21 protein-coding genes are annotated in these 21,749 nt (G+C 71.6%); 3 read left to right on the top strand and 18 right to left on the bottom strand.

Annotation, left to right across the window (positions count from 1 at the left end):
• Nucleotides 1-2: 2 nt before the first annotated feature.
• The 6 genes from AC0KXF_RS01265 to efp all read right to left on the bottom strand — a co-directional run bounded on the left by AC0KXF_RS01265 (nucleotide 3) and on the right by efp (nucleotide 4,527).
• Nucleotides 3-548 (bottom strand): PH-like domain-containing protein, encoded by a 546-nt coding sequence (locus AC0KXF_RS01265; protein WP_473107472.1) that lies wholly within the window; start codon nucleotides 546-548, stop codon nucleotides 3-5.
• The gene (locus AC0KXF_RS01270; protein ID WP_473107473.1) at nucleotides 545-1,930 is read right to left on the bottom strand and encodes a dihydroorotase; all 1,386 of its coding nucleotides are present in this window, start codon (nucleotides 1,928-1,930) and stop codon (nucleotides 545-547) included. Before AC0KXF_RS01270 ends, AC0KXF_RS01265 begins: the two co-directional genes overlap by 4 nt.
• Nucleotides 1,923-2,882, bottom strand: a complete 960-nt coding sequence (locus AC0KXF_RS01275) for an aspartate carbamoyltransferase catalytic subunit (protein ID WP_473107474.1) — start codon at nucleotides 2,880-2,882, stop codon at nucleotides 1,923-1,925. Before AC0KXF_RS01275 ends, AC0KXF_RS01270 begins: the two co-directional genes overlap by 8 nt.
• Nucleotides 2,879-3,451 (bottom strand): bifunctional pyr operon transcriptional regulator/uracil phosphoribosyltransferase PyrR, encoded by a 573-nt coding sequence (gene pyrR, locus AC0KXF_RS01280; protein WP_473107475.1) that lies wholly within the window; start codon nucleotides 3,449-3,451, stop codon nucleotides 2,879-2,881. Before pyrR ends, AC0KXF_RS01275 begins: the two co-directional genes overlap by 4 nt.
• 90 nt (nucleotides 3,452-3,541) lie before the next feature.
• Nucleotides 3,542-3,958: a transcription antitermination factor NusB gene (gene nusB / locus AC0KXF_RS01285; protein ID WP_223044002.1), complete on the bottom strand. Its 417-nt coding sequence runs from the start codon at nucleotides 3,956-3,958 to the stop codon at nucleotides 3,542-3,544.
• 5 nt (nucleotides 3,959-3,963) lie between these two features.
• On the bottom strand, nucleotides 3,964-4,527 hold the full coding sequence (gene efp, locus AC0KXF_RS01290; protein ID WP_473107476.1) for an elongation factor P: 564 nt from the start codon (nucleotides 4,525-4,527) through the stop codon (nucleotides 3,964-3,966).
• A gap of 137 nt (nucleotides 4,528-4,664) precedes the next feature.
• On the opposite strand from efp, the gene AC0KXF_RS01295 reads away from it, so the two are divergent.
• On the top strand, nucleotides 4,665-5,231 hold the full coding sequence (locus AC0KXF_RS01295; RefSeq protein ID WP_473107477.1) for a thioesterase family protein: 567 nt from the start codon (nucleotides 4,665-4,667) through the stop codon (nucleotides 5,229-5,231).
• 23 nt (nucleotides 5,232-5,254) lie between these two features.
• Here the strand turns inward: AC0KXF_RS01295 and msrB are convergent, their stop codons facing one another.
• Nucleotides 5,255-5,656 carry a peptide-methionine (R)-S-oxide reductase MsrB gene (gene msrB, locus AC0KXF_RS01300; protein ID WP_223044005.1) on the bottom strand — a complete coding sequence of 134 codons (402 nt, stop codon included), beginning with the start codon at nucleotides 5,654-5,656 and terminating at the stop codon, nucleotides 5,255-5,257.
• Nucleotides 5,657-5,766: 110 nt separating this feature from the next.
• Between msrB and AC0KXF_RS01305 the strand changes: the two genes are divergently transcribed.
• A complete protein-coding gene (locus tag AC0KXF_RS01305) occupies nucleotides 5,767-6,288 on the top strand; it encodes a 2-phosphosulfolactate phosphatase (protein ID WP_473107478.1) in 522 nt (173 codons plus the stop codon).
• A gap of 20 nt (nucleotides 6,289-6,308) precedes the next feature.
• Here the strand turns inward: AC0KXF_RS01305 and AC0KXF_RS01310 are convergent, their stop codons facing one another.
• From AC0KXF_RS01310 to AC0KXF_RS01360, 11 genes are all read right to left on the bottom strand, one after another.
• Nucleotides 6,309-6,884 carry a CoA-binding protein gene (locus AC0KXF_RS01310; protein ID WP_473107479.1) on the bottom strand — a complete coding sequence of 192 codons (576 nt, stop codon included), beginning with the start codon at nucleotides 6,882-6,884 and terminating at the stop codon, nucleotides 6,309-6,311.
• Nucleotides 6,881-8,215 carry an O-acetylhomoserine aminocarboxypropyltransferase/cysteine synthase family protein gene (locus AC0KXF_RS01315; protein ID WP_473107480.1) on the bottom strand — a complete coding sequence of 445 codons (1,335 nt, stop codon included), beginning with the start codon at nucleotides 8,213-8,215 and terminating at the stop codon, nucleotides 6,881-6,883. Before AC0KXF_RS01315 ends, AC0KXF_RS01310 begins: the two co-directional genes overlap by 4 nt.
• A complete protein-coding gene (acs, locus tag AC0KXF_RS01320) occupies nucleotides 8,212-10,236 on the bottom strand; it encodes an acetate--CoA ligase (protein WP_473107481.1) in 2,025 nt (674 codons plus the stop codon). The genes AC0KXF_RS01315 and acs overlap by 4 nt, the downstream gene beginning before the upstream one ends.
• Nucleotides 10,227-11,048 carry an ABC transporter permease gene (locus tag AC0KXF_RS01325; protein WP_473107482.1) on the bottom strand — a complete coding sequence of 274 codons (822 nt, stop codon included), beginning with the start codon at nucleotides 11,046-11,048 and terminating at the stop codon, nucleotides 10,227-10,229. Before AC0KXF_RS01325 ends, acs begins: the two co-directional genes overlap by 10 nt.
• The gene (locus tag AC0KXF_RS01330) at nucleotides 11,045-12,073 is read right to left on the bottom strand and encodes an aliphatic sulfonate ABC transporter substrate-binding protein (protein ID WP_473107483.1); all 1,029 of its coding nucleotides are present in this window, start codon (nucleotides 12,071-12,073) and stop codon (nucleotides 11,045-11,047) included. The genes AC0KXF_RS01325 and AC0KXF_RS01330 overlap by 4 nt, the downstream gene beginning before the upstream one ends.
• Nucleotides 12,070-13,008, bottom strand: a complete 939-nt coding sequence (locus AC0KXF_RS01335) for an ABC transporter ATP-binding protein (RefSeq protein ID WP_473107484.1) — start codon at nucleotides 13,006-13,008, stop codon at nucleotides 12,070-12,072. The genes AC0KXF_RS01330 and AC0KXF_RS01335 overlap by 4 nt, the downstream gene beginning before the upstream one ends.
• 136 nt (nucleotides 13,009-13,144) lie before the next feature.
• The gene (locus AC0KXF_RS01340; protein ID WP_473107485.1) at nucleotides 13,145-14,518 is read right to left on the bottom strand and encodes an LLM class flavin-dependent oxidoreductase; all 1,374 of its coding nucleotides are present in this window, start codon (nucleotides 14,516-14,518) and stop codon (nucleotides 13,145-13,147) included.
• A 63-nt stretch (nucleotides 14,519-14,581) separates the two neighbouring features.
• Nucleotides 14,582-15,919 carry an MFS transporter gene (locus AC0KXF_RS01345; RefSeq protein WP_473107486.1) on the bottom strand — a complete coding sequence of 446 codons (1,338 nt, stop codon included), beginning with the start codon at nucleotides 15,917-15,919 and terminating at the stop codon, nucleotides 14,582-14,584.
• The gene (locus AC0KXF_RS01350) at nucleotides 15,916-17,205 is read right to left on the bottom strand and encodes an acyl-CoA dehydrogenase family protein (RefSeq protein WP_473107487.1); all 1,290 of its coding nucleotides are present in this window, start codon (nucleotides 17,203-17,205) and stop codon (nucleotides 15,916-15,918) included. The genes AC0KXF_RS01345 and AC0KXF_RS01350 overlap by 4 nt, the downstream gene beginning before the upstream one ends.
• 175 nt (nucleotides 17,206-17,380) lie before the next feature.
• Entirely contained in the window at nucleotides 17,381-18,223 is an 843-nt protein-coding gene (locus tag AC0KXF_RS01355; RefSeq protein WP_473107488.1) for a hypothetical protein, read from the bottom strand.
• 29 nt (nucleotides 18,224-18,252) lie between these two features.
• Nucleotides 18,253-20,154 (bottom strand): VWA domain-containing protein, encoded by a 1,902-nt coding sequence (locus AC0KXF_RS01360; protein WP_473107489.1) that lies wholly within the window; start codon nucleotides 20,152-20,154, stop codon nucleotides 18,253-18,255.
• A gap of 86 nt (nucleotides 20,155-20,240) precedes the next feature.
• Between AC0KXF_RS01360 and AC0KXF_RS01365 the strand changes: the two genes are divergently transcribed.
• Complete coding sequence (locus AC0KXF_RS01365) at nucleotides 20,241-21,662, top strand: AAA family ATPase (protein ID WP_473107883.1); 1,422 nt, start codon at nucleotides 20,241-20,243, stop codon at nucleotides 21,660-21,662.
• The last annotated feature ends 87 nt before the right edge of the window (nucleotides 21,663-21,749 follow it).

A 21,749-nucleotide genomic window follows, 5' to 3' on the forward strand; every position in this document is an offset into this window, starting at 1 on the left:
ACTCACGCCTGGTGCTGGATCTTGTTCTCGCGGAGCGCGGAGATCGCCTCTGCGAAGCGCCGCTGCTCGGTAGGGTCCGCAAAGCGGAAGCTGGATTCGAGGACGCGGCCGCTCCCGGCGCTATCACCGGGGGTCTCGCCGTCGTGCACCCGCTCGGCCCGCCAGACGAGCAGCGAGAGCCCGCCCTGCTCGACGGCCTTGCCGATCCGCATCCCGGTCGTGTCGACGCCGAGCACGCGATCCGCTGCGATGTGCACGGGCCGCTCGCCCGTGACCTCGATGGTGACGCCGTCGCGGCGCACGGTGAGATCGGAGTAGCCCTTGTATCGCAGACCGGGCAGGGCGATCCGCTCGAGGGGAGCCTCCTCCGCCGTCGTCGAGACGTATGCCGCGCGCGGGAAGCGGTCGATCACCTCGCCGCCCGGCTCCCGCGACGAAGCGGTCACCGTGGCATCACGCTCGCCGCGGGCACGCCAGGCGAACCACATCGCGATGAGCACGAGCACGCCGACGGCGCCGAAGAGCATCGCGAGCGAGTAGGCGCTCATCGGGCGCCCTCCCGAGCCTGATCCGCGGCAGCGGCGACGCTCGGCGCGTCGACCAGCTCGCCGTCGTCGAGCGTCAGGTAGCCGCGGCGCACCGTGTAGGCGACGCGGCCGGGCAGCGCCATGCCCAGGTAGGGCGAGTTCACGCTGAGGCCCTGCAGGCTCGACAGCTCGAACTCGCTCGCGCCACTCGGGTCGACGAGCACGAGGTCGGCGTTCTCGCCCTCGGCGAGCGCGGCCGGGTGCCCCTCGAGGCGCCCGATCTCGGCGGGTTTGCGCGAGAGCAGCGTCTCGATCTCGGCCCAGCTGGCGTGGCCCTCGTTCACGAGGGTCAGCAGCGCGATCGGCAGCGCCGACTCCAGGCCCACCATGCCGAAGGCGGCGACGTCCCACTCGCACTCCTTGGCCTCGATCGGGTGCGGCGCGTGGTCGGTGGCGATGATGTCGATGACGCCCTCCGCGACGGCCGCGCGCAGCGCGCGCACATCCTCCTCGCGGCGCAGCGGCGGGTTGACCTTGTAGCGCGGGTCGTAGCTGCGCACGAGCTCCTCGGTGAGGATGAGGTGGTGCGGGCAGACCTCGGCCGTGACCTGGACGCCGCGGGCCTTCGCCCAGCGCACGACCTCGACCGAGCCCGCGGTCGACAGGTGGCAGATGTGCAGGCGAGCACCGATGTGCTCGGCCAGCAGCACGTCGCGGGCGATGATCGACTCCTCGGCGACCGCGGGCCAGCCCTTGAGGCCGAGCTCGCTCGACAGGGCACCCTCGTTCATCTGCGCGCCCTCGGTGAGACGCGGATCCTGCGCGTGCTGCGCGATCACGCCGTCGAAGGTCTTCACGTACTCCAGGGCGCGCCGCATGAGCAGCGGATCATGCACGCACTTCCCGTCGTCGGAGAACACACGCACCGCGGCGCGCGACTGCGCCATGGCTCCGATCTCGCTGAGGCGCTCCCCCGCGAGATCCTCGGTGACCGCTCCGATGGGACGCACCGTCGCGTACCCCGCGGCGTCACCGAGCGACTGCACCTGCTCGACCACGCCCGCGGTGTCCTGCACCGGCATGGTGTTGGCCATCGCGAAGACGCTCGTGAAACCGCCCGCCGCGGCCGCCCGCGTTCCGGTCAGCACCGTCTCCGACTGCTCGAACCCCGGCTCGCGCAGGTGGGTGTGCAGGTCGACGAAGCCGGTCAGTGCGACGAGGCCGTCGGCGTCGATGATCCGCTCGCCGTCGCGCGGCGCGAGGCCGCCCTGTGTCGCGCGCTCGCTGATGCGGCCGCCGGAGATCCGCAGATCCACGGGCTCCGCAGCGAGGAGGTCGCCGCCGCGCTCCGTGAGATCGGCCGCGAGGCGAGCGCCGCGGATCAGGATGTCGGGGTTACTCATGGGTGCTCCGTTCGGATCCGCTCAACAACAGGTACAGGGCCGCCATGCGCACCGATACGCCGTTCGCGACCTGCTCGAGCACGGTCGAGCGATCGGAGTCGGCAGCGCGCGACGAGATCTCGAGGCCGCGGTTCATGGGGCCGGGGTGCATCACGATCGCACGCTCGGTGAGCCCGGCGAGGCGGGCGTCGTCGAGTCCCCAGTTGCGCGCGTACTCGCGCTCGTTCGGGAAGAAAGCGGCGTGCATGCGCTCGGTCTGGATGCGCAGCAGCATGACCACGTCGGGCTGCTCCTCGCGCAGCGCCGTGTCGAGCGAGTGGTGCAGCTTCACCGGCCACTCCCGCGCGCCGTAGGGCAGCAGGGTCTCGGGGGCGACGAAGCTCACCTGCGCGCCGAGCGCGTTCAGCAGCCACAGGTTCGAGCGGGCGACGCGCGAGTGGGCAATGTCGCCGACGATGACCACGGAGACACCGTCGAGGTCTCGGCCGCGACTCGCGTCGCCGAAGAGGCGCCGACGCATGGTGAACGCGTCGAGCAGGGCCTGCGTGGGGTGCTCGTGCGTACCGTCGCCCGCGTTGAGCACACCGGCGTCGATCCACCCGCTGCGGGCCAGGCGGTCCGGGGCGCCCGATGCGGGGTGCCGGATCACCACGCCGTCGGCGCCGATCGCCTGCAGGGTCTGCGCGGTGTCCTTCAGCGACTCGCCCTTGCTCACCGACGAACCCTTGGCGCTGAAGTTGATCACGTCGGCGCTGAGGCGCTTCGCGGCCGCCTCGAACGAGATGCGGGTGCGGGTCGAATCCTCGTAGAAGAGGTTGACCACGGTCTTGCCCCGCAGCGCGGGCAGCTTCTTCACCTCGCGCTGCTGGGCCGCGTCCATCTCCTCGGCGGTGTCGAGGATGAGGATCGCGTCGTCACGGCTCAGCGTGCGCGTATCGAGCAGATGCCTCACGAGCGGACCCCCTCATCGATGCCGCCGATCGCGACCTCGTCGATGCCGTCGAGCTCCTCGAGCCGCAACGAGATGCGCTCGTGCTTGGAACTGGGCAGATTCTTGCCGATGTAGTCGGCGCGGATCGGCAGTTCGCGGTGCCCGCGGTCGATGAGCGCGGCGAGCCGTACCGCGCGCGGGCGTCCGTGGTCGTTCAACGCATCGAGGGCGGCGCGCACCGTGCGGCCCGAATAGAGCACGTCGTCGACGAGCACGACCGTGACGCCGTCGATGCCGGCCACCGGCATCTCGGTCGGCTGCGGCGCGCGGGCCGGCTGACGCGAGAGATCATCTCGGTACATGGTGACATCGAGGCTGCCGACCGGCACGTCGACGCCCTCGATGCGCGAGATGATCGCGGCGATGCGATGCGCCAGCAGGCTGCCGCGGCGGGGAATGCCGACGAGCATCAGGTCGCCGGTTCCCTTGTTCGCCTCGACGATCTCGTGCGAGATACGAGTCAGCGCTCGCGAGATGTCATCGGCGTAGAGGAGGGTACGCACAGTTCCGGTACTCCTTTCCCGCCTCACAGGACGGACTTAAAGGATCACATTTCTCTCAATACTAGCAGGCCGGGTGGCACCCGATGGCCCTCTCGGAGCGCTCGGGAGCCGAAACGATCACGCCTGCGCGTAGTCGGCGATGCGGCCGAGCACGCCGTTGACGAAACGGCTGGAGTCGTCGGTGGAGTACTCCTTCGCGAGCTCCACCGCCTCATCGATCGCGACGGCCGCGGGGACCTCCTCGTTGAAGAGGATCTCCCAGGTGGCGAGGCGGAGCAGAGCGCGGTCGACGTTGGGCATGCGCTCCAGCGTCCATCCCTGCGCGTAGCTCATGATGAGCTCGTCGATCTGGTCGCGGTGGTCGGTGACGCCGTCCACGATCTCACGGGCGTACAGCCAGGAGGCCGCACGATCCGGTTCGCCCGAGGCACGCTGCGCCTCGGCGTTCACGATCGTGATGATCGACTCGCCGCGCACATCGGCCTGGAAGAGCATGTCGAGGGCGCGCTTGCGCGCCTTGGTACGGGCTGACAACGCGACTAGTCGTTGACGCGGCCGAGGTAGTCGCCCGTGCGGGTGTCGACCTTGACCTTCGTGCCGGTCTCGAGGAACAGCGGCACCTGGATCTCGGCGCCGGTCTCGACGGTGGCGGACTTGGTGCCGCCGGTCGAGCGGTCGCCCTGCAGGCCCGGCTCGGTGTAGGTGATCTCGAGCACGACCGAGGCGGGGAGCTCGAGGTAGAGCGGGTCGCCCTCGTGCAGCGCGATCTGCACGTCCTGGTTCTCGAGCATGAACTTCGCCGCATCGCCAACGACGGTGCCCGACACGGTGAGCTGGTCGTAATCGCTCTTGTCCATGAAGACGAAGTCCGCGCCGTCCTGGTAGAGGTACTGGTAGTCGCGGCGGTCGACGTTGGCGGTCTCGATCTTGGCGCCCGCGTTGTAGGTCTTGTCGATGATCTTGCCCGAGACGACGTTCTTCTGCTTGGTGCGCACGAAGGCGCCGCCCTTGCCCGGCTTCACGTGCTGGAACTCGACCACGCTCCAGAGCTGACCGTTCTCCTTGATCACGGTGCCGTTCTTGATGTCGTTCGAGGTTGCCATACGGGTGTTCTCCGGGTTCTATCGGGTTCGAGCGCCAGAGCAGCGCCGATACAGTTTACACCGCTTCCGGGTGCGAAGACTTGCAGGTCCCCCACAAACGGGGTGCGGACGGGACGGGGCAACCCTATCCTGCCGAGATGCACATGCTCTTCCGCACCCTCTGGCATCTCTGGTTCGTGGCTCCCCGGGGGCGCCGCCTCGGCTTCGGAGACGTCTCGCGGTCCCGCTTCCGGGTCTGGCCCACCGACCTCGACGTGCTGCGGCACATGAACAACGGCAAGTACCTGTCGGTCATGGATGTCGCCCGCTTCGACCTGATCCAGCGCAACGGGGTCGTCGATCTGTTCAAGCGCGAGGGCTGGTATCCCGTCGTCGTCGGGCAGACCATCTCGTACCGCAAGTCGCTGAATCCGTGGATGCGATTCTGGATCGAGTCGCGCATCCTCGGTTTCGATGACCAGGCGGTGTTCATCGAGCAGCGCTTCGTGCGCCCCGATGCGCAGGGGCGCCCCGAGGTCTACGCGCGCGCCGTGGTTCGCGGGCGGATCCTGCGCCGCAGCGGCGGGACGGTGCCGGTGTCCGAGGTCATCGAGAAGAGCGGGGCGGATCCGGATCAGCTGCGCGTTCCCGAGGACGTCCTCGCGTGGGGCCGGGCGAGTCGCCTGCCGTCGACGCGCGCGGCTGCACCCAGTGTGTGGAGTTAGGGGCGGGAGGGCGCTCCCGCCGCTCACTCCTCCGGCTTGAAATCCAGCGACAGCGAGTTCATGCAGTAGCGCTGGCCGGTGGGCGTGCCGAATCCGTCGGGGAAGACGTGTCCGAGGTGGCCGCCGCAGCGGGCGCAGCGCACCTCCGTGCGCTCCATGCCGAGCGAGTTGTCCTCGAGCAGCTCGACGGCGTCGGGGTTCACCGCGTCGTAGAAGCTCGGCCAGCCGCAGTGCGAGTCGAACTTGGTGCCGCTCACGAACAGCTCATTGCCGCAGGCGGCGCAGGTGTAGAGCCCCGCCCGCTCCTCGTCGAGCAGTTCGCCCGTCCACGCGCGCTCGGTACCGGCCTGGCGCAGCACCGCGTACTGCTCCTCGGTGAGCTGCTCGCGCCATTCATCTTCCGATTTCGAGACTTCATATGCCATGTCCGCGATTCTACGCCGTCGTCGGCGGCGCACCAGGGCCGGGACCGTTACTGTGACGCTCCGTGACCTCGAAGCCCGGCGCGAGGCCGCGCCGCTCGTACACTGGCGGGATGACTGATTCTCGCGCGCAATCGACGTACCAGGTCCGACTCGGCTGGGGCGCCGAGGCGCTCGCGCGCCTCGCGGAGGCCGACATCGTGGTGGTCGTCGACGCGATCGGCTCCTCCGACGCTCTGGCCGCGCAGGCCGTCGGACTCACCGCGCGCCCGGCGGTGTTCTCGGGCTCGCTGCGCAATGCGACCGCCACAGCGAACGCGGTGTTCCGCGAGCAGCTCGATCGCGGCGGGCGCACCGCGATCAACCTGGTGCTCGCGGGCGACGACGGAGCGTTCGCGGTCGAGGATTATCTCGCGGCGGGCGCCATCGGCGACGCGCTCTCCGCGCTCGGCATCGATCACTCGGCACCCGACGTCGCGGTGGCTGCCGAGGGCTTCCGCGCGCTCACCCGCGCGCTCAAGCACCTGCTCTCGGCGAGCGAGACGGGCCTGCGGCTCTCGTCCGACGGCGGCCGCGACGAGGTCAGGGCCGCGGCAGAGCTCGACGCGGAGACCGAGGCGACCCGCCTGGCGTAACACGGGCCGCCTCGGCGCCACTACCGCGAGATGACCTGCCGCTTCGAGGAGATGACGCCGGTGTCGAAGCCGGCGAGGTGCAGGCCGCCGTGGAAGCGGGCGTGCTCGATCTTGACGCAGCGGTCCATGACCACGTCGAGCCCGGCGGCCTCGGCGATGCGCGCAGCCTCCTCGTTCCACGATCCGAGCTGCAGCCAGAGCGCCTTCGCGCCGATCTCGACCGCCTCCCGTGCGACGTCGGGCAGATCGTCGTGCTTGCGGAACACATCGACGATGTCGGGCACCACCGGCAGATCGGCGAGCGACGCGTAGACCTGCTGCCCGAGGATCCGATCGGCTCGCGGGTTCACGAAGTACACGTCGTAGGGCGAACTCGTCAGCAGGTAGGTGGCGACGAAGTAGCTCGCCCGCGCGGGATTGTTCGATGCGCCGACGATCGCGATCGACTTCGCCCGGCGCAGGATGCCGAGGCGCTCCGCCGCGTTCGGCGCGCGCCAGGTGCGCTCTGCACGTGACGCCTGGGAAACGGGAGCCGGCAGGGCGCAAGCCGCGCCCGCGGCGGTATCCGCAGCGGTCTCGGGGGTGGTGTCGTTCATCGGTGCGCTCCTGTCGCCTGTACGAGGGCCTGATCCAGGTCCCACACGATATCCTCCGGGTCTTCGAGACCGACCGAGATCCTGATGAGGTCGGCTGGCACTCCCCCGGCCTCGAGCTGCTCGGGCGTGAGCTGCTGGTGCGTGGTGGAGGCCGGGTGGATCACCAGCGTGCGGGCGTCGCCGATGTTCGCGAGGTGGCTCGCCAGCTGCAGCGAGTCGATGAAGGTCGAACCCGTCTCGCGCGCCGCCTGCAGGCGCTCGCTCTCGGAATCGAAGCTGCCGGTCGGCCGCACCCCAAACGCGAACACCGATCCCGGACCGAGCGGCAGGTACTTCTGCGCGCGTTCCTGATGGGGGTGCCCGTCGAGTCCCGCCCAGGTGACGAACGACACGCGAGGGTCGCTCGCGAGCCACTCGGCCACGATGCGGGCGTTCGCGACGTGCGCGTCGATGCGTTGCGGCAGCGTCTCGACGCCCTGCAGCAGATTGAAGGCGGCCTGCGGGCTCAGCGCCGGGCCGATGTCGCGCAGCTGCTCGCTACGGAGCTTGGTGAGGAATCCGTACTCGCCGAAGTTGTCCCACCAGCGGATGCCGCCGTACGACTCGACGGGCTCGGTCATCGACGGGAACTTGCCGTTGCCCCAGTCGAAGGTGCCGGCCTCGACGACGACGCCGCCGAGCGTGGTGCCGTGCCCGCCGAGGAACTTCGTGGCCGAGTGGATCACGATGTCGGCGCCGTGCTCGATCGGCCGAACGAGGTAGGGCGTTGCGAGGGTGGCGTCGACGACGAGCGGGATGCCCGCCTCGTGCGCGACGGACGCGAGACCCTCGAGGTCGGCGATCTCTCCTCCGGGGTTGCCGATCACCTCGACGTACAGCACCTTGGTGTTCGCGCGGATCGCGCGGCGGAACTCCTCGGGGTCGGAGCTCGCGACGAACGTCGTGTCGACGCCGAAGCGGCGCAGCGTCACGTCGAGCTGGGTGACGGTGCCGCCGTAGAGCTGCGCCGAGGCGACGATGTGGTCGCCCTGCCCGACCAGCGCCGCGAAGGTGATGAACTCGGCCGACATGCCACTCGCGGTCGCGACCGCGCCGATGCCGCCCTCGAGCGAGGCGATGCGCTCCTCGAGCGCCGCGACCGTGGGGTTGCCGATGCGCGAGTAGATGTTGCCGTACTTCTGCAGGGCGAAGAGGCTCGCCGCGTCCTGCGCGTCGTCGAACACGAACGACGTGGTCTGGTAGATCGGCACGGCTCGCGCGCCAGTGGCGGCGTCGGGTGTGCCGCCCGCGTGGAGGGCCCGGGTGCGGAACCCGAAACGGTGCTCGCTCATCTGTTCTCCTTCTCTGGAAGATGCTGGTGCTGGGCCAGACGCACGGCTTCGCGCACGCCCTCGACGGCCCAGGGGTTCTGCAGGCTGGTGGTGTCACCGAGGGGGTCGCCCTGCCACAACTGCGCGAGCAGTCGGCGCAGGATCTTGCCCGAGCGGGTCTTGGGAAGCTCGGGCACGCGGACCACGATCTTCGGTTTCGCGATCGGCCCGATATCTCGGGCGACTCGCGCGCGCAGCTCGCCGTGATCGGCCTCCCCGGCCGCGCCGTCCACCACGAACGCGGCGACCGCCTGCCCCGTGACGGCGTCGCTCACGCCGGTCACGCCGGCTTCGCCGACGGCGGGGTGCGCGACGAGCGACGACTCGATCTCGATGGTCGAGAGGCGGTGCCCCGAGACGTTCACGACATCGTCGAGGCGGCCGAGGATCCAGATGCACCCGTCGATGTCGACCGTGGCTCCGTCTCCCGCCACGTAGTAGCCCCCGTGCTCCCCCTTGCCGGCGTACGCGGCCCAGTACGAGTCGCGGTAGCGCTCGGGATCGCCCCAGACGGTACGCGCCATGCCCGGCCAGGGGCGGCGCGCGACGAGGGTTCCCGCGCGGCCGGGGGCGACGGGTTCCCCGTGCTCGTCGACGACGGCCATGTCGATTCCGGGCAGGGCAACCGTCGCCGATCCCGGCTTGAGCGTCGTGACGCCCGGCAGCGGCGCGATCATTGCGGCGCCGGTCTCCGACTGCCACCAGGTGTCGATCACCGGCACCTCGTCGCGCCCGAAGTTGCGCCTGAACCACACCCACGCCTCGGGGTTGATGGCCTCGCCGACGGTGCCGAGCAGCCGGATCGACGAGAGATCGTGTCCGCTCGGCTCGTGGGCGGCGGGGAGTTCGTCGCCGAACCAGGTCATGAGGGTGCGGATGAGCGTGGGGGCCGTGTAGTACACGGTCACGCCGTAGCGCTCGATGATCTCGAGGTGCCGTCCGCGGTGCGGGGTGTCTGGGGTGCCCTCGTAGATCACCTGCGTGAGCCCGTTCGAGAGCGGGCCGTAGATCTCGTAGGTGTGCGCCGTCACCCACGCGAGGTCGGCGGTGCACCAGTGCACGTCGTCGGGTTTCGCGTCGAAGTGCGCCCAGTGGGCCCAGCTCGCGTGCGCGAGATAGCCGCCCGAGGTGTGCACGAGGCCCTTCGGCTTACCCGTGGTGCCCGAGGTGTAGATGATGAAGAGCGGGTGCTCGGCGTCGAAGGGCTCGGGATCGTGGTGCTCCGGCTGCGCCCCGGTCACCTCGTGCCACCACACGTCCCGGCCCTCGGTCCACGGCACGTCGAGACCCGTGCGGCGCACGACCAGCACGTGCTCGAGGTGCGGCAGATCCCGCGCCGCCTCGTCGGCCGCCGACTTGACCTCGACCGCCCTGCCGCGGCGGTACTGCCCGTCGCTCGTGACCAGCAGCCTGGCGCCCGTGTCCTCGAGGCGGAACCGCACGGCCTCGGCCGAGAAGCCGCCGAACACGAGCGAGTGGACCGCACCGATCCTCGCGCAGGCGAGGGCGATCACCACGGTCTCGACGAGCACGGGGAGGTACACGACCACCCGGTCGCCCGGCTCGATGCCGAGCGCGAGCAGCCCGTTCGCCGCCTGCGAGACCCGGCGCTGCAGGTCCGCGTAGGTCACGGCCTCGCGATCGCCGGGCTCGCCCTCGAAGTACAGTGCGACCTTGTCGCCCCGGCCGGCCTCCACGTGGCGGTCGACGCAGTTGAACGCCACGTTGAGCGAGCCGCCCGCGAACCACTCGGCCCGGGGCACCGTGAGGCCGTCGGGTCCTTCCGTCGGGGGTTCCCAGGTGTGCGCGGTGCGCCACCGCTCCGCCCAGTGCAACCGCTCGGCCGCGCGCTCCCAGAAGGCGATCGGATCGGCGTCCGCGGACGCGTAGATCGACGCGTCCACGTTCGCCTCGGCCGCCAGTGCGGCCGGTGCGGGGAAGGTTCGCGTCTCCGCGAGACGCGCTTCGGCGTTCACATCCACCTCCTGAGCACGGCCTTCTCGAACAGCACGAGGATCGCGTTGGTGATCGTGCCGAGCAGGGCGAGCAGCACGATGGCGAGCAGGATCCGATCCACCCGCCCCGTCTGCTGCGAGTCGTTGAGCATCCAGCCGAGGCCCATCGTCGCCGCGATCAGCTCGGCGGCGACGAGGAACAGCCAGGCCTGCGCCAGCGCGAGCCGCAGACCCGAGACGACCGCGGGAACGACGGCGGGCAGCTGCACCGTGCGGAACAGCGACCAGCCCCGCAGACCGAAGGTGCGCCCGGCCTCGACCAGTTGGGGGTCGACGTGCCGCAGGGCGTCGGCCACCGTCGTGTACACCGGGAAGAAGGCGCCGATCGCGATGAGGATGATCTTCGACTCCTCACCGACCTGGAACCACAGGATCAGCAGCGGCACCCACGCGAGCGAGGGCACCGCGCGCAGCGCGACGAGGATCGGGGCGAGCAGCACGCGGCCCGCGTGCGACAGGCCGACGACCGCGGCGAACGCGAGGGCGATCGCAGAGCCGCACAGGAAGCCGATGAAGACGCGCTGCACCGAGATCGCGATGTGCAGCCAGAGCTCGCCTCGCTGCACCAGTTCGATGCCTGCCTCGACGACCGACCAGGGGCCGGGCAGCCGGTACGGCGGCACCATTCCCGCGGCCGTGACGAACTGCCAGACTGCGACCACGAGGATCGGGACGACGAAGCCGCCCGCGATCCTCACCCAGGCACGCGACCACAGGGGCGTGCGCGGGCCTGTGCGCCCCTGCGCCGCCTCCGCGATCACGCTCGTGCCAGCGGTCATTCGGTCGCCTTCAGCGCGAACTCGTCCTCGACGATCGTCGCGATCGCCTCGTCGATGGCCTCCTGCCCGCCTGCCACGTCGCCGGACTCGGCGATGATCGGAGCGATCTTCTCGAGCACCGCCACCTGCGCCTCGCCCGGCACGCCGGACACGTCGAGGTTCGATCGCTCCGAGATCACGGTCTGCGCGACCCCGAGGTCGATCGAGGCGGCGTCGGCCAGCAGCTGCGCAGTCTCCTCGGGGTGCTCGACCGCCCAGGCGCGGGCTTCCTCGTAGGCGTCGACCACGACCTGCGCGACATCGGGGTGATCGGTGATGAACTCCTCGGTCGCGTTGAGGAAGCCGTAGGTGTTGAAGTCGACGTTGCGGTAGACGAGCTTGTCGCCGGACTCGGCCTCGGCCGCCGCCATGATCGGATCGAGGCCGCTCCACGCGTCCACCGAGCCGCCGTCGAGCAGCGCCCGCCCGTCGGCGTGCTGCACGTTCTGCACCTCGACGTCGTCGAGGTTCAGACCGGCCTCTTCGAGCGCCTGCAGCAGGAAGAAGTACGGATCGGTGCCCTTCGTCGCGGCGACCGACTTGCCCTTGAGCTGGGCCACCTCGGTGATATCGCTGTCGGGGCCGACGACGAGCGCGGACCACTCCGGCTGCGAGTAGATGTCGATCACCTTGATGGGAGAACCGTTGGCGCGGGCGAACAGCGCGGCTGAGCCCGCCGTCGAGCCGATGTCGACGGACCCGGAGCGCAGCAGCTCGTTCGCCTTGTTGCTGCCGGCGGACTGCTCCCAGTTGACCTCGACCGAGTCGCCGAGCGCCTCCTCGATCAGCCCCTGATCCTTCACCACGAGGCTGAGCGGGTTGTAGGTGGCCCAGTCGAGAGACAGTGTGCTCGTCGACCACTCGCCGCCCTCGGCGTTCGCGGCGGCGCTGTCGGCGCCCTCCCCCTGTACGCAGCCGGCCAGGAGCAGCGCCGTCGCCCCGGCGAGAGCGGTGGCGGGAATGATTCGGCGGGTGATGGTGCTCATGCGTTCTCCTTGGTAGTGAGCTTGTGGACCCCCAGCCCGTCGAGCAGGCTGGTGCGCAGATCGGTGAAGGCGCGGGCGCCGCGGTCGCGAGGGCGGGTGCCGGGCACCGGCACGAGGCGGGCGATCGAGCCGTCCGTGCGCCGCGAGTCGGGCGCCGTCTCGGGAGCGGCGCCCGGGGTGCGGACGGATCCCAGCGCGTCGATGCCCGACGACGAACCCAGGGCGACGATGCGTGCCCGGGGCCGTGCGGGTCCGGCCTGCGCGGCGTGGAGATTGCGGAGCATCAGCACGCGGTCGGCGAGGTAGAGCGCCTCCTCGACGTCATGGGTGACGAGCACGACCGTGGTCGGCTGGGCCCGGTGGATGTCGAGCAGCAGGTCGTGCATCTTCAGGCGGGTGAGCGCGTCGAGCGCCCCGAACGGCTCGTCGAGCAGCAGCACCCGAGGGCTGCGGGCGAGGGCACGCGCCAGCGACGCGCGCTGCGCCATGCCGCCGGAGACCTCGCGCGGGCGCTGATCCGCCGCGTGGGCGAGCCCCACGAGTTCGAGGAGCTCGGCGACGCGCTCCCTCGCCTGACGCCCGCGGGTGCCGCGGGGCAGGCCCAGCGCGATGTTCTGCGCGATCGTGCGCCAGGGCATCAGGCGCGGTTCCTGGAACGCGATCGCCGTCGAATCGTCGTGCGCGCTGATCCCCTCGTCGTCGAGCGTGATGGATCCGGCCGTCGGCAGATCGAGCCCGCCGATCAGGCGCAGCAGCGTCGACTTGCCGCAGCCGGAGGGGCCGACGACCGCGATGATCTCCCCCGGCTGCACCTCGAGCGACAGGTCGCGCAGCACCGTGCGAGCTCCCTCCCTGGTCGGGAAGGTGCGTTCGACCTCTGCGATGCGCACGCGCCCCGCTGGGGCAGCGCTGGGTGATGCGACGGGTTCGGGCATAGGCACCAGAATGCACGAACGCGAACCCGCCCGGAAACCGGATTGTAACCTGACGACGCATTTCTGCCGGGCGGCCGGGATCCGCGACCGTGCGCGGCCGGAGCGGTCGCCGACCCGACCGGGCGGAGGCGGCGCTTCAGCCGGTGAATCGGTATGCGGCGCCGCGGTGATCCTCGGCGAGGTGCGGGCCGCGGCCGCCCAGCCGCTCGCGCAGCGTGACGGGCGTCTCCGGGGGATCCTGCAGCAGGCCGCGGCGGCGCAGCTCCGGGGAGATCAGCCGCGCGACCCGCTCGAGATCGGCCGGGCGCACCGCGGCCGAGATGTTGAAGCCGTCGACGTCGGTCTCTTGCATCCAGCGCTCGAGCTCGTCGGCGACGGTCTGCGGGGATCCGACGATGACCGGGCCGCGGCCGCCGATGGCGACGAACTCGGCGAGATCCCGCACCGTCCACGTCTTGCCGTCGGCGAGCGTGGTGAACGACGCGAGCGCCGACTGGTTCGCGTCGGTGACGATGTGCTCGAGCTCCTGCTCGGGTCGCGCGCCCGCGAAGTCGACGCCGGTCCATCCGCTGAAGAGCGCGAGCGCCGACTCGGTGTCGACGTACGAGCGGTACTCCTCGAGGCGCGTCTGCGCGGCCTCGTCGGTGTCGGCGACCACGATGGTGGCGAGCGTGAAGATCTTGATCGCGTCGCGGGGCCGCCCCTCGGCCTCGAGGCCGTCGCGCACACCGTCCACCCACTTGCGCACGAGCTTGGTGCTGCCGCCCGAGAAGAAGATCGCCTCGGCGTGGTCGACCGCGAACCGCTGCCCGCGCTTCGAGGCTCCCGCCTGGAACAGGAACGGGGTGCGCTGCGGTCCCGGCTCGGCGAGCGCCGATCCCGGCACTTGGAAGTGCTCGCCCTCGTGCTCGATCTCGCGCATCTTCTCGGGATCGACGAACACGCCCCGCTCCCGGTCGGCGACGACGGCGCCCGGGGCGAAGGAGCCCTCGAACAGCCGGTACATCACCTCCAGGTACTCGTCGGCTCGGTCGTAGCGCTCGTCGTGCGGGATCTGCGCGTCGCGGCCGACGATGTTGCGCGCCGCGGAGTCCTGATAGCTCGTCACGATGTTCCAGGCGACGCGCCCGTCGGTGAAGTGGTCGAGCGTGCTCAGGGTGCGGGCCAGCAGGTACGGGCGCTCGTACGACACGGAGGCGGTCACCCCGAAACCGAGGTGCTCGGTGACCGCGGCCATCGCGGGCACCGCCACGAGCGGGTCGAGCAGCGGGAACTGCACCCCGCCGCGGGCCGCCTGGTCGCCGTTGCCGCCGTAGACGTCGTACACCCCGACGATATCCGCGAGGAACAGCGACGCGAAGCCGCCCTCCTCGAGCGTCGCCGCGAGCGAGGTCCAGTAGTCGAGCTTGCAGTAGCGCTCGACGCCGGACTCGGGGTGGCGCCACAGGCCCGGCGATTGGTGCACCGGGGCCAGCATGTCGAACGCGTTCAGCAGGATGGGGCGGGTCATGAATTCCTTCGGTCGGGTCTCGGGTCGGTGCGCGGCTCGCGGATCAGTGCCGCAGGTCTCTGGTCAGTTCTGCAGCGCGCGGACGGCGCGCACCTCGGCGCCTCGCGGATCCTTCGCCACCAGCGTCGCGACGAGGGAGATGCCGGCGATGAAGGTGACGTAGCCGCAGATCAGCCACGGCGTGCCGCCGCCGAGCTGGAGCAGCACCGCCGCCACCATCGGCATGATGCCGCCGCCGATGACCGAGCCGAGCTGGTAACCCATGCTGACGCCGGAGTAGCGCACCTCGACCGGGAACTGCTCGGCGAACCAGGCGGCCTGCGGGCCGTAGACGGCGTCGTGGGCGATGTTCATGCCGAGGATCATGAGCAGCGGCAGCAGCGCGAGCGACTCGCCCGAGAGGTAGCCGAAGAAGAGCCAGACGAAGACGCCGATCATGACGAAGCCGAAGGCGGTCACGGGCCTTCGCCCGACGCGATCCGACAGCCACGCCCAGAAGGGGGTCGTGATGAGGCCGAGGGCCGACGCGATCATCACGGCTTGCACGCCGGCCTCGCGGTCGCCGTGCGTGTCGACGAGGTACCCGAGCACGTACACGGTGATCAGGAAGTAGATGCTGTTCTGGGCGATGCGCTGAGCGATCGTGACGAGCAGCGGCCGCCAGTGCTGCGTGAGGATCACGCGCACCGGGGTGCGCTCGGTGCGGCCGGATTCCTTGAGCTCGAGGAACTCGGGTGCGTCGCGCACGCCGAGGCGGATCCAGAGACCGATCGCCACGAGCACCGCCGAGAGCAGGAAGGGGATGCGCCAGCCGAAGGACTCGAACTGCTCGTCGGTGGTCAGCGCCTGCACGACCACGAAGGCGCCTGTCGCGAGCAGCATGCCCGCCGCGGAGCCGATCTGGGTGAAGGATCCGAACAGGCCCCGGCGATTCGACGGCGCGTGCTCGACCGAGAGCAGGGCGGATCCGCCCCACTCCGCGCCGGCGGCGAGCCCCTGCACCAGGCGGAGGAACACGAGCGCCGCCGCCGCCCACCAGCCGATCGCGGCGTAGTTCGGCACGAGCCCGATGAGGAAGGAGGCGATGCCCATCAGGAGCAGGGATGCGACGAGCAGCGATTTGCGGCCGATGCGGTCGCCGAGGTGGCCCGCGATGATCCCTCCGAGGGGGCGGGCGAGGAAGCCGACACCGAGCGAGGCGTACGAGGCGACCGTGGACGCGAAGGCGCTGTCCGACGGGAAGAACTGCACGTTGAAGATGAGCGCGGCGGCGGTGCCGTAGAGGTAGAAGTCGTACCACTCGATCGTCGTGCCCGAGAACGCGGCGAGCAGCACGCGGCGCTTCTCGTGGGGCTTCGCCGGGGTGACGACCGGAGGCCGTTCGAGGAGGGCCGTGGTCATGATGATGCTCCGTTCTCGGCGGGCTTCGCGGGGATGCTCGCGGGGGCGTCGCCGATGGCGTTCAGGCCCTCCGGCAGCACGCCGTTGATCCAGTAGTCGCCGAGCGCACGCGCGCGGAAGGCGATCGGGTTGTGGGTGGCGACCGTCTGGGCGTTCCGCCAGTGCCGGTCGAGCGCCTTCGAGGTCGAGGTCGCGGAGGCCCCGACGGTGAGGAACAGCTCCTGCGCGGCGCCGAGCGCGAGCTCGGGCACGGTGACCTGGGCGTGCTCGACGGCGACCTCGGAGTACTGCACCTCATCGGGTGCGGGCGCGTTGCCGGCGGTCGCCGCGACGCCCTCGTCGAGCACCCGAGCGGTCTGCACCACGATCGCCTCGGCGCTGTACGCCTTGGCGGCGATGCGTCCGACGGCCTCCTGGATGAGCGGGTCGTCGCGGAACGGCAAGCCCGAGCCCGTGTTGAAGGTGCGGGCACGGCCTGCCACGAGCGCGGCGGCGTCGCGGCGCGCGGCGTGCGCGATACCCGAGAGCACCGAGAGCAGGATGAGCTGGAAGAACGCGGCCTCGTGCACGGCGTCGCTCGAACCCGGGATCCGGTCGAGGAGCGCGGCAGGCTCCACCTCGACGTCCTCGAAGATCGCGGTACCGGTGCCGGTCAGGCGCTGACCGAAGCCGTCCCAGTCGTCGATCACCGTCACGCCCGGCGCGTCGGTGGGGACCACGGCGAAGCGGCGGCCGTCGCGTCCCTCGACGGCCGCGGAGACCCGCGTGTAGTCGGCGAAGATCGTGCCCGTCGTGTAGAACTTGCGGCCGTTCAGCACCGCGCCCCGCGGTGTCTCGGTGATCACCGTGTTGAGACGGCCCAAGCTGTTGCCGCCCTTCTCCGTGGACGCGTTGCCGACCGTCGCGCCGGCGAGCACGCGCGGATACCAGACGCGCTGGATCTCGTCCGGCTGGAAGCGCAGCGAGTCGAGGAAGCCGAAGTGCGAGCGGTACTGGTGCGCCACGTTCGAGTCCGCCTGCGCGAGGTCGATCAGCAGGCGGGTGAGGGTCTCGATCGTCGCGCCGGGACCGCCGTGCTCGACCGGCACGCGCAGGGTGCCGAATCCCGCGGCGTTCAGCTCGCGGATCTCGTCGAACGGCAGGGTGCGGTGGAGTTCGCGGTCGAGGGCGCCGGCGGCGATCTCGTCGAAGATCGGCTGGAAGCGCGCGCTCAGAGAGGCGTAGTCCGCGGGCAGTGCGGCGAGCTGCTCCTCCGCGACGGCGCGGGCGGTGGTCGGGTGGGTCATCGATGGCCTTTCCGTTCGGAGCCGGTCGGCGCGGAGGGTCGCGCGCTGACCGGGGCCTCATTCTGACACCGCGGTTTCGCGCGTCGCACCTCGGCGTGTCATGTTCCGTCACACGACGGTTCGCTCGGGCGGCCGCCGCCCGGCGCCGGTGGCGGCTCCGCCCGGATCCCGCCGCTCAGCCGATCGGCGGCCGGGCGCCGAGGTGCGGGCCCTGGTTGCCGACCTCCCGGCAGTTGATGCGCACCGCACGCTCGGCCGCGTCGTACACGTGACGAGCCGCCAGGCGCCCGCCCGCGAGCGGGTGCGCGAGCCAGGTGAAGCTGCGGGCGTCGACGAGCGGCTCCCCCGACACCGCGCGCATCAGCTGCAGCATGAGCATCTCGGGCAGTGTCGGGTGGGGCCCGTGCTCGAAGCTCAGGCCGAGCACTGCGGGGGCGAGCCCCGCGGGAAGGAGGCGCAGCGTCCACCCGGTCCCGGCATTCTGCGAGCGCACCACCGGAAACCCGTCAGGGGCCCGATCGAGCAGCGAGAACTCGCGCTCCGCCTCGCCTCCGAGCACGAGCGGGGATCCGCCGACGGAGCGGGCGAGCGGCCCCTCCTCGCTCGCGGCGCGCTCGAACAGCCGACGCCACCCCTCCGCTCCGAGCCCGAACGGGGCCGGTACCGGGGTGAGCGTGGGATCGGCGGCCAGCGCGGCTCCCAGACCGTCGAGGTCGACCCCCGCCTCGGAGAAGGCCTCGGGCTCGGGCGGCGCGAGACCGATCCAGCCCCCGACGGTCCGAGCGGTCTCGAACGTCCGCTCGAAGCGCTCCCGCTGCGCCTGGTCGAGTCCGTCCCCGAAAGCGACCGATGCGAGCGCCCCGGAGCGCAGGTTCTCGGCCTCGCGGTCGAGCCACGCGTCGAATCTCTCGGAGGCGCTCCCGCCGGCCGCCGCGAGCGCGGCGTCGAGCTCGCGCGCCAGATCGGGGAAGAGCGCCCGCACGAGCCGGATCCGGTCCCCCGATTCTGTCGCGGTCATGCGCCCTCCCCAGCCGATGAAGTCCTCTCTCACGGTAGCTCATCCTCCACCAGCTCGAGGATCGCCTCGGCGATCGCGCCCGGCTCGTCGATGCGCCGGCTGCTCGGAGCATAGCGTCGCACGATCTCGTCTGAGCCGATCCCGATGCCGTGCACCGCCGCCCCGGCAGCTCGCAGCCGCCGCAGCTCCCCCGCCGCCGCGGTCGGATCGTTCGATCCGCCGTCGCTCACGAGCAGCACGATGCGCCTGCGCTCGACGCCGTCCCGCGCCGAGGTCGGGGATCCCTCCCTCCCCGGCACCACCCCGAGCTGCACGGCCGCGGCCCGCAGCGCGGCGCCGTCGTTCGTCGAACCCCGAGGCGCGCGGATCGTGCCGTGCATGACGCGGCGCACCTCGTCGTCGAGCCCGTGGCTCAGGGGCTTCACCACGAGCGGCTCCGCGTCGAACACCACGAGGGCCGTGCGGATATCGAGGTCCAGGTCGATCCCGACCCGCTGCTCGGCGTGGGCGATGTCGCGCTCCACGCCGGCGAGGGCCTCCAGCATGATCAGCGCCGCGTCGGCCGCGGCCTCCGCGATGCGCCCCTGCATCGAGGCCGAGCGATCGACGAGCAGCACGTAGTCGGTGCTGCCCGCCCGCCGGCGCCGTCGGGGTCGGATCTCCCGCTGCAGGAAGGCGGCGGGCCGCGCGACCCCGGCACGTGCCTCCGCCACCGCGCGCGCGAGGGCATCCGTGCTCAGTGTCTCGCCCTCCGCTGCGGGGCGGCGGCCCGTCGACCGCACGCGCGCCACCCGTTCCGCGATGACGCGCGCCCAGACCTGTCGCATCCGCTCGATCGCCCCGGCCAGTTCGGCGACCCGCGCCCGGTAGTCCGACGCGGTGCGGCCCCCGGCTCCGGCCCCGCCGCCCGCTTCCCTCGGCTCATCGCCTCGCCGCGGAGCCGCCTCGATCTCGGGCAGCGCCGAAGCCTCGAGCAGGGCGCCCTCCGCCGGCATCGGAGTCGCCAGCACGGTGCTCACGAAGCCCGCCTGCTCCGCGGCGAACAGGTCGGCACCCTCGGCGCCCTGCTTCCCCTCGCCGGCGCGGGCTCGCTCGTCCTCGCTCGAAGCCGCGGCGTCGCCTCGCCGATCCCCCTCCTCCGGGGCCTCCTGCTCGGCGTCGCCGCCTGCACCGGCGGCGCCCAGGTCGTCGGGGGCGGCCCCGCCCTCGTGGTCCTGCGCCGCCGCGCGCCGCGCGGCATCCCCGAGACCGCGCTCGGCCGCGTCGAGCGCGAGCAGGCGCTCGTAGGGAGGGAGCAGCAGTGCGAGCGCCCGCTCGAACCGCTCGAGGGGGCCGCGTCGGGGATCCGGCCCGAGCACCCGCCGCAGCAGCTCGACCTGCGCACCGTCCCCGGCTGCGGCGCGCCCAGCGTCCCGCCCGTGCCGATCCAGAGACCGCCACTCGGCCGCGACGTCCGGGGAGAGATCGGGTTCGGGGTCGGCCGCGCCCCCGAACCCGGCCTCCAGCAGCAGCGACACCCACTGCAGGTGCCTCGGCTGCTCCCCCGGCTGCGCCGACAGGCCGCGGCGCACCGCCGCCGCGAGACGATCCTGCAGCCCCGGCAGGGCCGCCAGCAGCTCCGCCCCGGCCTGCAGCCGAGCCACCGCGGCCACGATGGGCTCCAGCTCTGGGCGCGAGGCGACGACGGAGCGCCGGCGGCGGGCACGGTCAGGAGCCGTTCGCTCATCGCGCACCCTCTCCCACAACTGCAGCAGCGCCAGCGCGACCGCCTCGTCGTGGCCGTGTCCGCGCCGGGAGTACCACCCGAGCCCGACCCGCAGGCCGTGCGCGTCGAGCTCCCAGGCGTCTCCCTCGGAGACCGAGACCGGCACGCCGATGAGCGCGCCGGCCGCGCGCAGCCGCTCCCGCTCCTCGGCGTCCTGATCGACCATGCCCACACCCTATCCGGCTGCCGCCGCAGCCCGTGCCGGCCCGGCTGTCGCCCGGATCGCGCCGCTCCAGTGATAGCGTGACGAGCATGCTGGCTTTCGACGCCGACCCCGTACTGCACGAGGCGAGGTCCATCACCGACGAGCGCCGCAGGGTGCGCCGAGCGCTCACCGCTGCGGCGTCGCACGCCGAGGCCGCAGACCACCGGGCCCATCTGGAGCGGCTCGAGGCCCGGCTCGCGACGATCCTTGAGGATCCCGAGAACCGCTCGGCCATCGACCGTGCCCTCACGGAGCGGGCCGCGGTGCTCCGCGTCGCCGTGGCCGCGCGGCGGGAACGAGCTGCCCTCGCCCGGCTGCTGGCCGAGGCGGATGCTGTCATCGGACGCGCGGTCGCGGCGGGCAGGCCCCCGACCGCGTCCGAGGCGATTCGCGCGCGGGAGCTCCGCGCCGCGGCGGGTGCCTCCCCCGAGCCCGGCTGGCGATCCGCCATCGTCTCCGAAGAGCGCCGCGACGGGGTGCTCGAGGCTCTCGGCACGCTGCGGCTCCGTGAGGCGGCGCGGCAGCTGCGCGGCGGGCTGCTCGGGACCGCGCAGATGCGCGGCATCATCTCGGAGGCGCTGCCCGCGGTGCTGCGCGGGGATCCCGTGCTGCTCGTGGGTGAGACGGGCGGCGCGAAGACCGCGCTCGCCGAGCATCTCTCGCGGCTCGCGGTAGGCGGGGATCCCGAGTTCGTGTCGGGCTACGGCGACATCACGGGCGCCCAGCTGATCGGCACTCACGAGCTGCGCGCCGACGGCGGTGCGACGCTGAGCGTCTTCGTGCCGGGGCCGCTGCTGCGGGCGATGACGCAGGGGCGTCCGGTGATCCTCGACGAAGTGAACGCGATGCCGGCCGAGTTCCTGAAGCGTCTCAACCGCGTGCTGCAGCTGCGACCGGGCGACTCGTTCGGGGTGCAGGAGGACGCGGGGCGGGAGGTGCGGATCGCACCGGGCTTCGCGATCCTCGCCACCGCCAACGAGCAGACGCCGCACCGCTACCGCGGGCTCGACCGCCTCAGCGCCGAACTCGTGAACCGCTTCGGGGCGAACGCCTACCGTGTGCACTACCCCGACACGGGGCTCGGCTACGAGGAGTTCCCGGCCGAGAACGCACTGCTCGCGGCGGCCGCGGTGGTCGACCCCCGCGGTGATCTGCCGCCGGGGATCGGCGTCGACGAACTGTTCCGAGTGGCGCGGGCCGCATTCATCAGCCAGCAGGTGTTCGCGGGCGAGCACGGGGAGGGGTTCGGCGAGTACGTGAGCACCGAGCGCGAGATCGACGGGCGCCCCGGCCTCGAGGAGGCCGTGCTCGCGCCCCGCACCCTCGTCGCGGTCCTGCAGAAGGTCTCGGGCAGCGGGGGCGCCGTCTCCCTCGAGCGGGCGCTCTCGCGCTTCGTGGAGGGCGTGATGCACCGGGAGGATCGCCGGGTGCTCGCGCTGATCCTGCAGGGCCAGGGATTCCGGATCTGAACGGCTGTGCTGTTTGACCGGCTGAGCGGCCGGCACCGCCGACCGACCGGAGACGTCCGGCCTCAGATGCCGATCAGCCGACGACCC

This window comes from Leucobacter holotrichiae, assembly GCF_055791005.1.